Source organism: Pseudomonas sp. CFBP 13710, from assembly GCF_014842235.1.
In the GTDB taxonomy this organism is placed as follows: Bacteria; Pseudomonadota; Gammaproteobacteria; order Pseudomonadales; family Pseudomonadaceae; genus Aquipseudomonas; species Aquipseudomonas baltica.
On sequence record NZ_JACYVJ010000011.1, the window covers coordinates 79579 to 93073 of the forward strand.

The window sequence follows — 13495 nt, forward strand, 5'->3', positions numbered from 1 at the left end:
CGTTTCGTTGCGGCATCAAAGTAGAGATCTACCTGATCGCCCTCGTGCAGACCGGCATTGCGCAGCAATTGCTCGCTGAGAGAAACTCGTCCTAGCTTTTGGATCCTACGCGTGTCAAACAAAACCTTCATTCTACGTACTCCAAGCCTCGTGGCAGGCTTCATCAATACTCGTAGAATACTTTATTAAGAGACCTAACGCAGGGTATCGTCCCGTCCAAAAGCGTTCATTTTTTCGATATTTCAGTCGATTAGCCTAACCTTGACCTAAGGCGAATGTCACACGCCCGCCCCACTGGGGTGCGGTCGCAGGCCTTACCGCGCAGGATCCTATCCACTCGCCATTGCGGCGCCAGCACGACTTTCAGTTAGACTAGGACACCTCACGACAAGAAAGACTGTAGCGTTGATGAACGACCCGGATTTCGAAGCTATCAAGCATGAAAACGCAAAAGAGCTTGAGCGAATAAAATGGCACTTTAAAAAAGAAGAGCTGAGCTACCTTGAGGCAGGCCAACATTTGAGGTCGCTCAATCAACAGCTATGGCAGGTCCCCAGCATGGTCATCGCGATCACTGGCGGTATTTGGTATGGCACAGCTTCTATCAGTGGTGATTTGCCAAAGGTTTTGGCGCTTTCTTTTGCGGCGACGGTCAACATTCTAACTATCCCTATCATTTTTCGACTTAGACAATTAATAAAAAAACATATAAATCTTCAGCTAGCCTTTAACCAGCAAAAGGACAGCAAAGGAAACTACACTGTAATCACGTGCTGGATTCTGCTTCTACTTACAGCTGCATGTTTGAGCATCGCGGACGCTAGCAATACCAAAAAGATAAGCAATGAAAATAAAAAACCTGAATCACAAACCACAAACAACTACCTCTACCTTCAAAAAATAGAAGTATTCAATAATGAATTCAAAAAATAGCACGACATGGGCGAGCTATGACTCCGATAGTGACAAATACTTTGGCGACTATAGCAAACTTTACTTCTGTAACATTCACAGACAATTTGTAAAATTCCTACCGATTCAGACCGGCGCGAAGATTTTGGATGTAGGATGTGGTTCCGGGCGCGACGCACTTTCACTTGCACGCCGTGGTTATCAGGTAACCGCTGTTGAGCCAAGTAATAAAATGCTCACGCTTGCGCAAACAAAAAACAACCACAAGAATATAACTTGGATAAATGACTGCCTTCCGAATCTTTTAGCATTGAATAATAACGCTTATGACTTTGTATTAATTAGTGCCGTATGGATGCACATAGCACCTGACGAGAGAGAAACATCAATAAAAAGAATGAGCGAGCTCTTAAATGCAGGCAAGCATTTAGCAGTCACGCTTAGAATCGGAGCACCAGACATAAAAAGAATTATGTACCCGGTATCCATAGAGGAATTTTTAAAACAATCAAGCAAGTTCAACCTCAAACCAATTTATATCAGCAGAGAAACAAAAGACCCTTTAAACCGAAAAGAAATCATTTGGAAAAAGATTGTATTAGAAAAATTATAACATCAAAAACAGTAAGATCACAGGCTATAAGCTGGCATGCTGGCATTCCGGAAAACTAGTCTAAGTCAGTTCGATCAGGTGCTTCAGATATCACCTTTTCCGCTACCTTGCTCGATGAAATAGTTAACTCTCCCACGACGGCCTCAATGTGAATTTTTCTTAATGCCGTTGCGAGGCAATCTGTATTTTATTTCAGCAATATTTTAACGAAGATTTTCGAGGCAAGGCGTTGTGGCCTAAATTTCCCATGGACTGCGCAACCCGCGCCGAAATATGGAACCCCATTTATCGAATCTGCAGACACGCAAGTCAAAAAAGTGCGAAAGCGCCCGATATCAGCTGTGACACAGGTAATGCGGGTTCCACCATTAGGCCGACTCAGCATAACTTGAAGATCACACAGGGATTCAGCTGAAATCCATTTTTTTAACGCACTGAAGGCTAATAAGGCCATTCATTAGATCAGTCATTCGAGACATATACTGGTCCCCAGGATCATTGTGGCGCGATCTATAGTGTATAAGTCATCGCTTTAGGTCATTCCCTAAGTGTGTGAAGAAAAGTTTTCACGTATTTCCAATGCTCGTTTTTTTTGCGGATACCATGCTACACAAGAACTTCAGCAAAAATCTACGAACCAAAAAAAACGCGAAACCTCTATCTTAGCATTGACAATGATTACCCAATCAGCGCCCCAAACGCTTTCTTTTAAGTGCCGTATCAATCAATGCTGCATGGACTAGTCCAGAATCTTATCTATGTCAAAATTGCGTAAAAGCTCCACCTGAGAATTTCCCGTATACCCATGGAATGCGATCAAATTTTGCCTTCAATCAATTGCAAACCACCTTTCCGTTATTCCTTCGACCGTCGGCGCGGTTCAGGACACGCCGCCGATGCACATTGATTCGGCTGAATCCTCCCGCGTTTCGTAGACTCCTCTTTGCCTTAAACTGAGGCCATCAGGAGGTGCCATGAGCAACCCACGTTATCCCGAAGAACTCAAAATCCAAGCGGTCAATCAAGTGACCGAAATGAAGCTGCCTGTCGCTGATGTGGCAGCACGTCTTGGTGTGTCGACGCATAGCCTCTATGCCTGGACAGAGCGCCACAGCAAACCTCTGGAAGAACGACAGCAAGACGATGATCAACACGCTGAACTGCGTCCTCTGCGAGCGGAACTCAAACGCGTTACTGAAGAGCGAGACATCTTAAAAGAGGCTGCCGCGTACTTTGCCAAGGAGTGCGGCTGAAGTAAACCTTTATCAAGCAGCGCGCGGGCGACTATTCCATTCGCCGGCTTTGCCTGACGCTGAAAGTCCATCCCAGCGGTTATTACGCCTGGCCGTCTGAGCCGCAATCTTCACGCGCCAAAGACGATCAGCGACTGCTTTGTTTGATCAAGCATTCCTGGCTGGAGAGGGGCGGCGTTTTTAGCTATTGCAACATCCATGACGATCTGCGCGATGTCGGTGAGGATTGTAGTCGTCATCGTGTGGCGAAGCTGATGCGTCTTGAAGGTCTGCGTTCTCAGACAGGTTATCGACGCCGCCCTGGAAAGTACGGCAGTAAGCCAGCGGTCGCCTCACCCAATTTACTTAGGCGCCAGTTCGATGTCGTAGAACCCAACAAGGTTTGGGTCACCGACATCACCTACATTCGCACGTATGAAGGCTGGCTGTATTTGGCAGTGGTGCTGGAGCTGTTTTCTCGTCAGATCGTTGGCTGGTCAATGAAGTCGCAGATGACCAGTGACCTGGCCATTGATGCGTTATTGATGGTGGTTTGGAGGCGTAAACCCAAGCAGGAAGTGATGGTTCACTCCGACCAAGGTAGCCAGTACAGCAGCTCCGATTGGCGCAATTTTTTGAAGGCGAACAATTTTGTTGCCAGTATGAGTCGCCGGGCAACTGTCATGACAACGCCGTGGCCGAGAGCTTTTTCCAGCTTCTGAAGCGGGAACGGATCAAGCGGAAAATCGACACCTCGCGACAAGATGCTCGAAGTGATGTGTTTGACTACATCGAGATGTTCTACAACGCAAAACGCCGCCACGGTTTCAACAATCAGCTGTCCTCGGTAGAGTGTGAAAAGCTACGCAATGAGCTTGCAAGGTGTCTAGAGAATCCGGGGCGATGCAGAGCCCAATCCATGTGGAGGTACCTTTGCCAGAGGTGAGAGCTATCCACAGGCCGTTTCGTTGCCCATAATTCCACAAAGCTTGTTAGATAAGTACTCACGCGACTTCAGATACTTCAATCAGCATTCCAATCAGAAGCAGAAATCTTCATTATTTATGAAAATCAATCATCTACCGATCCAGTTCATATTCCCCCGGCTACCTAATAAGCGTCAAAGAGGCACATCGCATTGATCGCAGATGCCGTTTTTGTGCCTGTATGCTTGGTTCTGACTCGGCATCGCTGGCTTTACGGTGGCGCTTTGGTCTGCGGGACTTGCACAATCTCGCTCAGCGCTTGCAGACTGCACCAAACGACGAGGTACCCCATGGCACTCGACTACCCGCCCACCCTCCTGTCCCAGGAAGAACGCGCAGCAATTGCTGAAATCGAAGCCACCACCAACATCCTGCGTCTGGTGACCCGGCTCACCAACATGCGCTTCGCCGCGATCACCAAATTTGGCGACGCTGAGTTGGTCATCTGCTCCGTGCACGATTCCGCCGACCTGGGAATCGGTGCGGGTGAGGCTTTTCCGCTGGAAGACACGATCTGCAGCGAATTTCAGCGGGATCCTGCGCCGTTGCTGATCCCGAGAGTGAGCCATGACCAGAGCTTCGCATCACGATTGATCGTCAAGACCTATGATCTGGACAGTTATGTAGGCGTGCCCATTTTCCTGCCTGATGGCCGGTTGTACGGAGCACTTTGCGCGATCGATTCGCGGCCTGTGCTGTTTGAAGATCCGGATGTGTGCGAAACGCTGGAGATTTTTGCCCGGTTGATCGGGTGTATATTCTTTGCGAGCTTGGCGGTGAAGGTGGCGAGTGCCGGGATTGAGCTGGAGTGATTTTTGGAAGGAGATGCTAGATCAGGTCACCTTCGAGCGATGTGTACACACCGCCCCACACAACAGGCGCGACAACTGCTCCACCGAATACGGTTTATGCAACAACTCGAATCCATCGGTTCCCTTCTCTGCCAGCACATGGCTGTATCCCGATGTCAGCACTACAGGTAACCCTTCGTATTGCCGACAAATCTCATGGGCGAGCTCGATACCCGTCATCCCCGGCATCACCACATCGGAAAACACCACGTTGAATCGGCTGGCGTCGCGTGCCAGCTCGGTCAATGCGTCCTGTCCATTGATGGCAAGGACCGGCTGGTAGCCCAAATCCGACAGTGATTGCATCGCAAAGGCGCCCACCTGAGGTTTGTCTTCGACGATCAATACACCGGTGCCGTGTCCGTGTACCAATTCATGGGTCGCCTCGACACTCCGTGGCTCGCGCGGCTCGGATGCCTGGGGCAGGTAGAGTGTGAAAGTGGTGCCTTGATCGACTTCACTGTCCAAGGTGATCTCGCCACCCGATTGCTTGGCGAACCCAAATACTTGCGACAGGCCCAGGCCCAGGCCCGTGCCCTGCCCCACGCCTTTGGTGGTGAAAAAGGGCTCGAATATCCTGCCCAGGTGCAGCGGCGCGATGCCGCTGCCGGTATCGGTCATCGAAATCACCACTTGATTGCCCGGCATTATCGGCTGTTCGCCAGACTCGGCTCCCCGGTACGCTGGGCCTACTCGGATGATGGGCGGTAGCGGTTGTCGAACCGGGCGTAGGCATGGCCATCAGCGGAAAGACTGGCGCCCTGCTGGGTGTGCGCCAGGTCGTCGAGGTGGATCAGTTCGAAAAGCGACAGCCCGTAAGCGACGTTGTAGAGCAGCCACTGCCGGGGCCCCCAGTAAAGGGCCGCGATGCCTTTGGTGTTCAATACCAGCGACAAGGCAGTGCGCAGGGATGCGGACCATGAGCGGTAATCGCCCAAGGCGGTGCTGGACCAATCCGTGTCGCGCACCACGTCTCGCATTTCTCCGCTGCCGATCATGGGCGGGACAGGAGCCAGCGTATTGGGGGAGGCAACTGGCATGGGGAACGCACTAGAAGATAGAGCTGAAAATGTGAGTGATTGTGGATAGAGCCGGCACTGCTTGGGGGAGTAAGAGCAAGTCTCCTTCACGACCCACGAGCCTCTTTGTATTTATGCTCGTGACACTGCTTGCAAACAACCAACCGGCGCTGGTGCCCGAGCTAGATAGGCATCACAGTTGACCTCCCCACCCACCCTGCCTATCCTCCCGCTCGTCACGCCACATGCGTGACCAGGTTTGACGGCCTGTCTTACATACGAACGCGCAGTCTCAAGACTCGGCACGGGCGCTCTTGCATCCGCTCCGGACTCTATGGCGGCTGTGCGTGGGGCACCCTCGGGTGCGCCGGGTTCGTATGTGACCGGTCCGTCAACCCATGCACAGCTGCCACCCACTCGTTTGACGGCGAGTGCTGGCAGATCTCCCCTCACATACGGAAGTCGCCAACCATGAAAGATCAAACGAATCTCGCTGCTTACCAATCCCTTCAACGCGCTAGCCAATTGCTAGATACCGCGTCTGTGCTTGCCGCGGAAACGAGCGATGCGAATCAGCAGCTCTGTCGCGCGCTTAACCAGGCTGTGGCCTTGCTGACGGAGACGAGCAGGACGTTGGTGGAGGATTCTCTGCTTGAAATGAAGTTGCGGTCTAACTGACTCTTCTCGTCACCAAGCAAGCGGTGCCGATCAAGATCGATAGGTACCGCTCGAAAGATGAATAGCGCTGCAATAGGTCAGTTCCGCAGGACCGTTCACTAAATGAGAATTCAGTATCCGGAGTCGGCCTCGGTGGCTTCGTCATCGATCGCGAAGCTCTTTTGGGACCAAGTGGGGACTAAGTCGGGACCAAGTTCTCAATGCAAAACTTCCGAACCTCACACCCCCCGCATCACCTCCCCACCTTCCACTCCAATCGCCTCACAAATCTCCAAAAACTCCACCACATCCAACCTTCTCTCCGCATTCTCCACCTTGGAAATATACGACTGCGGCCGCCCCACTCGCCGCGCCAGCTCGGTCTGGCTCAAGCCCTTCTCTTTCCTGCACTCGATAAGCGCCCGGATCAGCGTGGAATAGCGTTCTGTGTGGATGGATTTCATAAGGACTGCCGAATGACGATTCGGCTCCTTAAGTAAACCCAAAACAGGATTATCCCAAAATAGGATAGTAGTGCTATGGTTAGCTTCAGCTTTCACATCAGCCAAGAAGGGGAATGGTCATGGAACGTCCATCACAATCGCTCAAGCTTGTCGGCTCGGATTTCACTGTAGGCAGCCGAGGATTCTTGCCGGCTTCGATCACCAAAGAAGAGATCCTCGAAGGCATCTGCCAATGCGTGCTGGAGCGCTGGCATCAGCTTGCTCCTGAGAACCAGACCGCGTTGGGTCTGGACACCAGCACTGCCGAATCACCAGACGAGCAGGCAATACAGTCGGTGACTTGGCTGCTGCTGGAAGCCGCAGGTTTAGCTGCCCGGAAGGCGAGGCAAGAACAGAACAAGCGCTTGGACACTGTCGATTACTAACGGCGGGAAGGTCGATTCCTAACAGGTGATGCTCACGGGCGTGGATGATGCAGGAGCAATTCCTGTTCCACGCCCAGCGCATCGATGAAGGCATCGTCGTGGGAAACCAGTAGCAAGGCACCTTGGTATTGACCAAGCATCTGCTCCAGCGCCAGCCTGCTCGGCAGGTCAAGGTGGTTGTCGGGCTCGTCCAGCAACAAGAGCTGCGGTGGCCGTTGCGCATGCAGCAGGGCTGCCAGCGCTATCTTGAGACGCTCTCCGCCGCTGAGCTGTGAGGTCTGCAACTGCACGCGGTCGGCGTCGATGCCCAATTGCGCCAGCCGGGTCCTGGCTTCGGCTTCGGGCAGTTCCGGGTTGCTTTCGTAAAGCCACTGCACGGCAGTGCGTTGCGGGTGTTCGAGCCCGGCGTGTTGGTCCAGCCAACCTAACTCCACATTGCAAATGACCTTGCCTGCGCGTGCGAGCAGACGGCCGCTGATGACCTGAAGCAAAGTCGACTTCCCGCTGCCATTCGCGCCCCTGACTGCGATGCGCAGGGGCCCGGTGAGGGTCAAATCGATCGGCGCTGCATGCCCGAACGGCAGTATCAGCTCGTTAAGCTGGAGTACCAGTTTGCCGTTGGGTACGACGGTTTCCGGAGGCAGCATGATGCGCTGGACATCCGTGGCGCAGCGCGCACGCGCATCGGCAATACGTTGTTGTTGCTGGTCGCGTGCGAGCTGTTGCGTGAGGCGTAATTTGCCCTGGCTGTTCTCGCTGCGCTCTTTCTGGGCATTGGTAATCAGCTTGGTCTGGCTGCCATCACGGGCATTACGGTCCCCTCGGGCGTTACGGCGTTGTTGGCGCTCCATCTGCAAGGCCATTTCCCGCTGCTCGCGTTTGGCTTGGGTGCGTTCGCCTTGCAAGGTCGCCTGGAAAGCTTGTTGCTCCTGTTCGCGGGCGGCTACGTAATGGCTGTAGTTGCCGCCGTAAACAGCAAGACCGGCGGGTGAAAGTTCGACGATTTCATCCATGAGGTCGAGCAAGTTGCGGTCGTGGCTGACCATCACCAATCCATTCGGCCAGCGCTGGATCTGCAGAGCCAGCTTCTGTTGTTGGTCACGATCAAGATGGTTGCTAGGCTCGTCGAGGATCAGCCAATCGGCGTTGGATAGCCAAGCGCCCAGCAGTGCCACGTGCTGGCGCTCGCCCCCGCTAAGGGTGTGCGTCGGTGTGTCGGCGGACAGGTGACCCAGACCGTTCAGGTCCAGTTCGGCGGAAAGACGTGCTGCGCAATCCCAGTGGCCCATGGCGAGCGTATGGTCGTGATCGTCGAGGCTGCCTTCGGCGATCCGTTGCAAGGCTCGCAGGATGTGTTCGACGCCCGCCAGTGCCGCCACTATGGGGAAGCTCTCGGGCTCGAGCAACTGCGAGACGAGATGGACATGCCCCTCGCAACGGACGCAGCCACTGCTAGGCGCACGCTCGTCGGCCAGCAACTGACCAAGCAGGGATTTACCGCTGCCATTGGCGCCGACGATGCCGGTGGCTTTGGCGTGGAAGCCGTGGTTGAAGTTGTTCAGCAGCAGGCGTCCATCAGGCAGGGTGAGGCAAAGATGATCTAGCCGGAGATGTCGTTGGGTCATGGGGCTCCTTGTGTGATGACCGTCGGATAGCATCAGCATGAACTGGGGGAATTACCACGTCACACCATTTCAGTTTCGAGTTATTGCCCCGGCCTTCTCTTGGAAAACAGCCCTGTTAGGATGCCCCCCCTTTTGCTGGCCTGGCAGGACAAAACACCTCCAGCCGCATTGGACAGGGTGGCCAACGGCTGGCCATGTCCTGTGACTCAATCGTCATCGATCCCCCGGGTAAGGTTCCAGGTACAGATATGCAATGGTTGAAGGACAAGTACGCGGCTACTTCAGTGGCACATCGGCTTTATATGGTTTCGATAGTTCTAGTCTTCTTGGGTTTGTTACTGTCCAGAAGCTGGGGCACTGCCGCTTTGGATGTAACCAGCATGATCGCTGCTGGCTTCATGATTGCGGGCTTCATCATGTGGTGTCTGCCAGTGGCCCGCTGGATGCGTAAGAAATGGCATAAGCCGTTGTACAAGACGCCTATCGTTCTGTTGCATTTGTTGGCGCTCCTGGTCGCTACCGGGTTGTCGCGCTTTGCTGTTTCCGAAGCATTGGGCTTGCCGCCGCAGTCTTTTGATTTGACGGTTGGCCTGCTGGCGTTGCTGTTCTATATACCGGCGTGGATGGCGGTGGTGGCTTTTTTGCTGTTCCTTGGTGGACTGCTGCTGCTTGCAGTCACAGGTATTGCGGTGGTTGTTTTTGCTGCTATTCAGATGGGTGCCTCATTCCTGAAGATCTTCGGCGTTAATTACTCTCCTCAGTTCAATCCGGCTATGGCGTTGTTCCACTCTGGAGGCGCTATTGCAGCTGGCATGGTGCTGGTTGCGTGCTATTCGTTCTTCACTGACAGCTATCAGCCTTGGGTGCTGTCGGCGATCAGAACGACTGCCTTGATCGCCGATTTTCACCCTGCTCCGAATTACCCCGGTGTACGACCCGGCGAAAGAATCCACCCGTTGGATAACGGTTACACGGCCTATGCACAGGAGCAGCCTGACCACAGCATCGTGATTGGCCTCAGGACGCAGGAGAACAGCGCACATGATCAGCCGTTGGCCAATCCCATCCCCTCTCCGGGGCAGGTGATGAGGCCGCTGTTTGAACGGTTGTCTGTTCCGGTAGAGCCGGGGAAAGGCGTCCTGAACGAAGCAGCAGAACCGCGCGTTCATCCGTAAGAAGCTGGGCATGGCCGCGACGTTCACGACGAAAACCCGCCGTTAACTCTGCACATCCGAAGGGTCGTGGGTCTTGAGCCAGTCCGCCAACGCCGCATTCATGCGGGTTTGCCAACCGGGCCCGGAGGCTCGGAATTCAGCGAGCACGGCAGGTTCGATGCGGATCGAAATACGCTCACGCACGATGCCAGCCTTGGGCCGGCCACGGCGGATCACTGGAGTACCTTCGTACTCGTCGGCGCGCTCGAAAAAGGCGTCGGTCAGCTCTGGAGCATCGTCAGGGTCAACCCAGTCGATGCCGATAGCGGTCTTGTTCTCGCTCATTGGCTTTCCTCATGGAAATGATGCGGCGCACGGGATCCTCACCCCGAGGATCACTCGAGCGTGCACAGGCCTGCGGCGCTGAAGATCATAGCTGTTTCAGGTACGCCTGCCACGCACCACACCACCTACCCCCCATTGAACACCCCTGCCCCTTACCGCACACTGCCCCTCATTCTTTTCCAATCAAACGGCCTTCCATGAGCGACCAGCCCAACCCGATCCCTCTCATCATCCTCGACGTGCAAGACGCCATCGACCAGCCCAAGTGGAATGGCAAGAGCAACCCCGGCTACCTGGAAACCATTCAGCGCCTTCTCCAACTTTGGCGCTCGAATCACTGGCCGGTGCTTCACGTAAAGCACGATGAACCTACACCCACTTCGACCTACCACACCCACGGCCCATGGAATGGCATCAAGCAAGAAGTCGCGCCGTTGGACGATGAACCGGTCATTACCAAACAGCAGAACTGCGCGTTCATCGGTACCGATCTGGATGCCGCGCTCAAGCAGATGCAAGTGACGCGTTTTGTGCTGACGGGCGTGGTTGTCCACAACAGCATGGACGCCACGGTTCGGGTGGGGAAAGCCTTGGGGTACAGCATCATTCTTCCATCGGATGCCACGACGGCGGTGCCGGTCACCGCAGCGGACGGCACCGTCTGGGATGCTGAAACCGTTCATGATCTGACGTTGGCGATACTGGGGAGTGAGTATGCCGAGGTGGTGCTGGCGCGGGATGTGGTCGAGGCGCTTGGGTTAGGGGGCTGGCCTCATCGCGGGTAGAACCCGCTCCCACATAACTCGCGAAACCTGTGAAACATCACAAAAGAAACGGGAGCCTCAGCTCCCGTTTCTTTCATTTACACCCCTACTCAACCGTACTCAGAAATCGACCGAAGCACTGACCGAGAACGTGCGCGGCGCGCCGAGTACCAGATAGTTCGAGCCCGGATAACCACCGGTGGATGCCCAGTAGTCGCGACCGGTCACGTTGTCCACGCGCGCGCGCAGGGTCACGTCGCGCTCGTCCACTTTGAAGCCGTAGCGGGCGCCCAGGTCCAGACGTGTCCACGAAGGGATCTCGAGGCTGTTGGCGTTGTTGGCGTACTGGCTGGCGGTGTAAATGACACGGCTGGTCAGAGTCACGCCGTTGAGCCCAGGCACGTCCCATTCACCGCCGATGTTGGCCTGCGTCTTGGGCACGCCGATAGGCTCGTTGCCGTCGTCTTGGCCGTTCTGGGTTTTGGTCAGCTCGGCATCGAGCAAGGTGACGCCGCCCAACAGGCGTACGCCCTGTGCGGGCTGGCCGAATACCGACAGTTCGATACCACGGTTGCGCTGCTCGCCGCCGTCTTTGAACACCTGATTCTCGACAATGCCCACCGGTTTCTCGGTCTGGAATACCGCCAGGCTGCCGCCCAGATTGCCGCTGTCGTACTTGATGCCGACTTCGGTCTGCTTGGCAACATAAGGAGCCAGGGATTCGCCGGAGTTCAGGACCGGCGCGGTCGAGCCGTCAGGCAAGGTGGTGGTAGCGCCTGCGGTATCGCCCTTGGTCAGGCCTTCGATGTAGTTCGCGTACACGGAGAACTGGCCGTTCAGCTGATACACGATGCCTGCCACGGGCGTGGTTTCGTAGCGCTTGTACTGCGAAGTGCGATCGCCGCTGATGTAGTTGTATTCGGTGACATCCAGGCCCTGGCGACGAGCGCCGAGGGTGACCAGTAGCTGATCGTCGAAGAAACCCAGGGTGTCGGCAATGGCCAAACTTTGTGTGTGGGTACGCCCGGTGATTTCGGGATCGGACATGGAACCGTTGAACAACACGTTCTCAGGCTGTGCTGCGTTATTGGAGCCGTACAGATCGCCCACTATCGGGTTGGAGAAATTGCCGGCCCAGGCGTTTTTGTCCTTGGTGTCGTACATGGAACCTGAAACGACCCACTCATGGGATACCGGCCCAGTCTGCAGGTTGAAACGCATACCCACTTCACCCGTGGTCACGGTCTCTTCGCGATAGTTATCGAAGCGCGAGGCGGAGGTCACGCCGGAGGGGGTGGACGACGGATTGGCGAGGACGTTCTTTTCCTCGCCCTTGCGCATACCCGCGGCGGCCCAGGTGGTGAGCGAGTCGGTCAGGTCATATTCGGCGCGGAAGGTGCCGAAGGTCTGCTTCTCTTTCGAGTAGGTCCAGGACTGTCCGTAGTTGTCCCGCGCGTTGGGAGCGCTAGGAATACCGCCTACCGGGGTAACGCTCGGCTGGGGCGTATCGATGAAGTGATACTGATGGCCGACGTCGGCAGACAGGCGCAGTCGGTCGCCTTGGTAATCGAGGCCCAGGGCGAACATGTCCAGGTTGCGGTCCTGGTCATCCACCGAGGTTTCGCCGCCGCGTTTGGCCGCGTTGATTCGGACACCGAAGCGGTCATCTTCGCCGAAGCGACGGGCGACGTCGGCGGCGACCGTGCCGAAGCCGTTGTTCTCGGCACCTACGGTGAGGCGTGTAAGCGGCTCGTTCGGCGCGCGCTTGGGCAAGATGTTGATGGCACCACCAATCCCGGTGCCGCCTGGCGCGGCGCCGTTGAGGAAGGCGTTGGCACCGCGGAACACTTCTACGCGCTCGATGAATTCGGAGGCCACGTACTGCCGAGGCAATAGGCCATACAGGCCGTTGTAGGCAATGTCATCGGAGTACAGCGGGAAACCGCGCATTACGTACAATTCTTGGAAGTTGCCGAATCCACGGGCGATGCGAACCGAAGGGTCGTTCTGCAGAATGTCTGCGACACTGCGCGCCTGCTGATCCTGAATGAGTTGGTTCGTGTAGGACGTTGAAGTGAACGGCGTCTCCATGTAGTCCTTGTTGCCCAGGATGCCTACCCGACCGCCCCGTGCGACCTGACCACCCTCGTATTCGGGCACCAGGCCTTCGCGCGAAGCGTCCGCGCTGGCAGAGATGGCCGTCTCGCCCAATTCCAGCGCTGTGCCCTGGCTTGCGGCGGGATCTTCCGCCTGCGTTGCTTCCACAGGCAGCTCAAGCGTCGTTTGCGCATGGGCGGCAATCGGCGAAAAGCTGGCGATCAGGCAGATGGGTAACCAAACGGAACTGACCGCGGCTTTACGTGGAAACTGTGGGGTAGGCATGACGGATCCTGCTGGGGATGGAGCGACTAAAGAGAATTGGCAAACTGATGGCATTGTAGCGAATGC

12 protein-coding genes and 1 pseudogene are annotated in these 13495 nt (G+C 55.4%); 7 read left to right on the top strand and 6 right to left on the bottom strand.

From position 1 onward, the window contains the following. The first annotated feature begins 408 nt into the window (after window positions 1-408). From IFT44_RS18645 to IFT44_RS18660, 4 genes and pseudogenes are all read left to right on the top strand, one after another. Complete coding sequence (locus IFT44_RS18645; protein ID WP_192176377.1) at window positions 409-933, top strand: hypothetical protein; 525 nt, start codon at window positions 409-411, stop codon at window positions 931-933. Beyond that, a complete protein-coding gene (locus tag IFT44_RS18650; protein ID WP_192176378.1) occupies window positions 917-1525 on the top strand; it encodes a class I SAM-dependent methyltransferase in 609 nt (202 codons plus the stop codon). Before IFT44_RS18645 ends, IFT44_RS18650 begins: the two co-directional genes overlap by 17 nt. A 974-nt stretch (window positions 1526-2499) precedes the next feature. Continuing rightward, window positions 2500-3647: pseudogene (locus IFT44_RS18655) on the top strand (IS3 family transposase). A 386-nt stretch (window positions 3648-4033) separates the two neighbouring features. Then, window positions 4034-4555: a GAF domain-containing protein gene (locus tag IFT44_RS18660; RefSeq protein WP_192176379.1), complete on the top strand. Its 522-nt coding sequence runs from the start codon at window positions 4034-4036 to the stop codon at window positions 4553-4555. A 21-nt stretch (window positions 4556-4576) separates the two neighbouring features. Here the strand turns inward: IFT44_RS18660 and IFT44_RS18665 are convergent, their stop codons facing one another. From IFT44_RS18665 to IFT44_RS18675, 3 genes are all read right to left on the bottom strand, one after another. Next, complete coding sequence (locus IFT44_RS18665) at window positions 4577-5242, bottom strand: ATP-binding protein (RefSeq protein WP_192176380.1); 666 nt, start codon at window positions 5240-5242, stop codon at window positions 4577-4579. 41 nt (window positions 5243-5283) lie between these two features. Then, window positions 5284-5634: a hypothetical protein gene (locus IFT44_RS18670; protein ID WP_192176381.1), complete on the bottom strand. Its 351-nt coding sequence runs from the start codon at window positions 5632-5634 to the stop codon at window positions 5284-5286. An 875-nt stretch (window positions 5635-6509) separates the two neighbouring features. Then, window positions 6510-6734, bottom strand: coding sequence for a helix-turn-helix domain-containing protein (locus IFT44_RS18675; RefSeq protein ID WP_192051271.1), 225 nt, complete (start codon window positions 6732-6734; stop codon window positions 6510-6512). Window positions 6735-6853: 119 nt separating this feature from the next. Here IFT44_RS18675 and IFT44_RS18680 point away from each other — a divergent pair, with 119 nt between their 5' ends. Next, the gene (locus IFT44_RS18680) at window positions 6854-7159 is read left to right on the top strand and encodes a hypothetical protein (RefSeq protein ID WP_192176382.1); all 306 of its coding nucleotides are present in this window, start codon (window positions 6854-6856) and stop codon (window positions 7157-7159) included. A 32-nt stretch (window positions 7160-7191) separates the two neighbouring features. Here IFT44_RS18680 and IFT44_RS18685 read toward each other — a convergent pair whose 3' ends face one another. Then, the gene (locus IFT44_RS18685) at window positions 7192-8784 is read right to left on the bottom strand and encodes an ATP-binding cassette domain-containing protein (RefSeq protein ID WP_192176383.1); all 1593 of its coding nucleotides are present in this window, start codon (window positions 8782-8784) and stop codon (window positions 7192-7194) included. 248 nt (window positions 8785-9032) lie between these two features. Here IFT44_RS18685 and IFT44_RS18690 point away from each other — a divergent pair, with 248 nt between their 5' ends. Next, window positions 9033-9959: a hypothetical protein gene (locus IFT44_RS18690; RefSeq protein WP_192176384.1), complete on the top strand. Its 927-nt coding sequence runs from the start codon at window positions 9033-9035 to the stop codon at window positions 9957-9959. 42 nt (window positions 9960-10001) lie between these two features. Here the strand turns inward: IFT44_RS18690 and IFT44_RS18695 are convergent, their stop codons facing one another. Next, complete coding sequence (locus IFT44_RS18695; protein WP_192176385.1) at window positions 10002-10283, bottom strand: BrnA antitoxin family protein; 282 nt, start codon at window positions 10281-10283, stop codon at window positions 10002-10004. Between the two features lie 197 nt (window positions 10284-10480). On the opposite strand from IFT44_RS18695, the gene IFT44_RS18700 reads away from it, so the two are divergent. After that, window positions 10481-11068, top strand: coding sequence for an isochorismatase family protein (locus tag IFT44_RS18700; RefSeq protein ID WP_192176386.1), 588 nt, complete (start codon window positions 10481-10483; stop codon window positions 11066-11068). 99 nt (window positions 11069-11167) lie between these two features. On the opposite strand, the gene IFT44_RS18705 is transcribed toward IFT44_RS18700, so the two are convergent. Next, complete coding sequence (locus tag IFT44_RS18705) at window positions 11168-13429, bottom strand: TonB-dependent receptor (protein ID WP_192176387.1); 2262 nt, start codon at window positions 13427-13429, stop codon at window positions 11168-11170. Window positions 13430-13495: the final 66 nt, after the last annotated feature.

What these genes read in the sequence shown, in the direction of transcription:
- IFT44_RS18645 (WP_192176377.1), top strand. Translation starts at nt 409, where the DNA reads ATGAACGACCCGGATTTCGAAGCTATCAAGCATGAAAACGCAAAAGAG.
- IFT44_RS18650 (WP_192176378.1), top strand. Translation starts at nt 917, where the DNA reads ATGAATTCAAAAAATAGCACGACATGGGCGAGCTATGACTCCGATAGT.
- IFT44_RS18660 (WP_192176379.1), top strand. Translation starts at nt 4,034, where the DNA reads ATGGCACTCGACTACCCGCCCACCCTCCTGTCCCAGGAAGAACGCGCA.
- IFT44_RS18665 (WP_192176380.1), bottom strand. Translation starts at nt 5,242, where the DNA reads ATGCCGGGCAATCAAGTGGTGATTTCGATGACCGATACCGGCAGCGGC.
- IFT44_RS18670 (WP_192176381.1), bottom strand. Translation starts at nt 5,634, where the DNA reads ATGCCAGTTGCCTCCCCCAATACGCTGGCTCCTGTCCCGCCCATGATC.
- IFT44_RS18675 (WP_192051271.1), bottom strand. Translation starts at nt 6,734, where the DNA reads ATGAAATCCATCCACACAGAACGCTATTCCACGCTGATCCGGGCGCTT.
- IFT44_RS18680 (WP_192176382.1), top strand. Translation starts at nt 6,854, where the DNA reads ATGGAACGTCCATCACAATCGCTCAAGCTTGTCGGCTCGGATTTCACT.
- IFT44_RS18685 (WP_192176383.1), bottom strand. Translation starts at nt 8,784, where the DNA reads ATGACCCAACGACATCTCCGGCTAGATCATCTTTGCCTCACCCTGCCT.
- IFT44_RS18690 (WP_192176384.1), top strand. Translation starts at nt 9,033, where the DNA reads ATGCAATGGTTGAAGGACAAGTACGCGGCTACTTCAGTGGCACATCGG.
- IFT44_RS18695 (WP_192176385.1), bottom strand. Translation starts at nt 10,283, where the DNA reads ATGAGCGAGAACAAGACCGCTATCGGCATCGACTGGGTTGACCCTGAC.
- IFT44_RS18700 (WP_192176386.1), top strand. Translation starts at nt 10,481, where the DNA reads ATGAGCGACCAGCCCAACCCGATCCCTCTCATCATCCTCGACGTGCAA.
- IFT44_RS18705 (WP_192176387.1), bottom strand. Translation starts at nt 13,429, where the DNA reads ATGCCTACCCCACAGTTTCCACGTAAAGCCGCGGTCAGTTCCGTTTGG.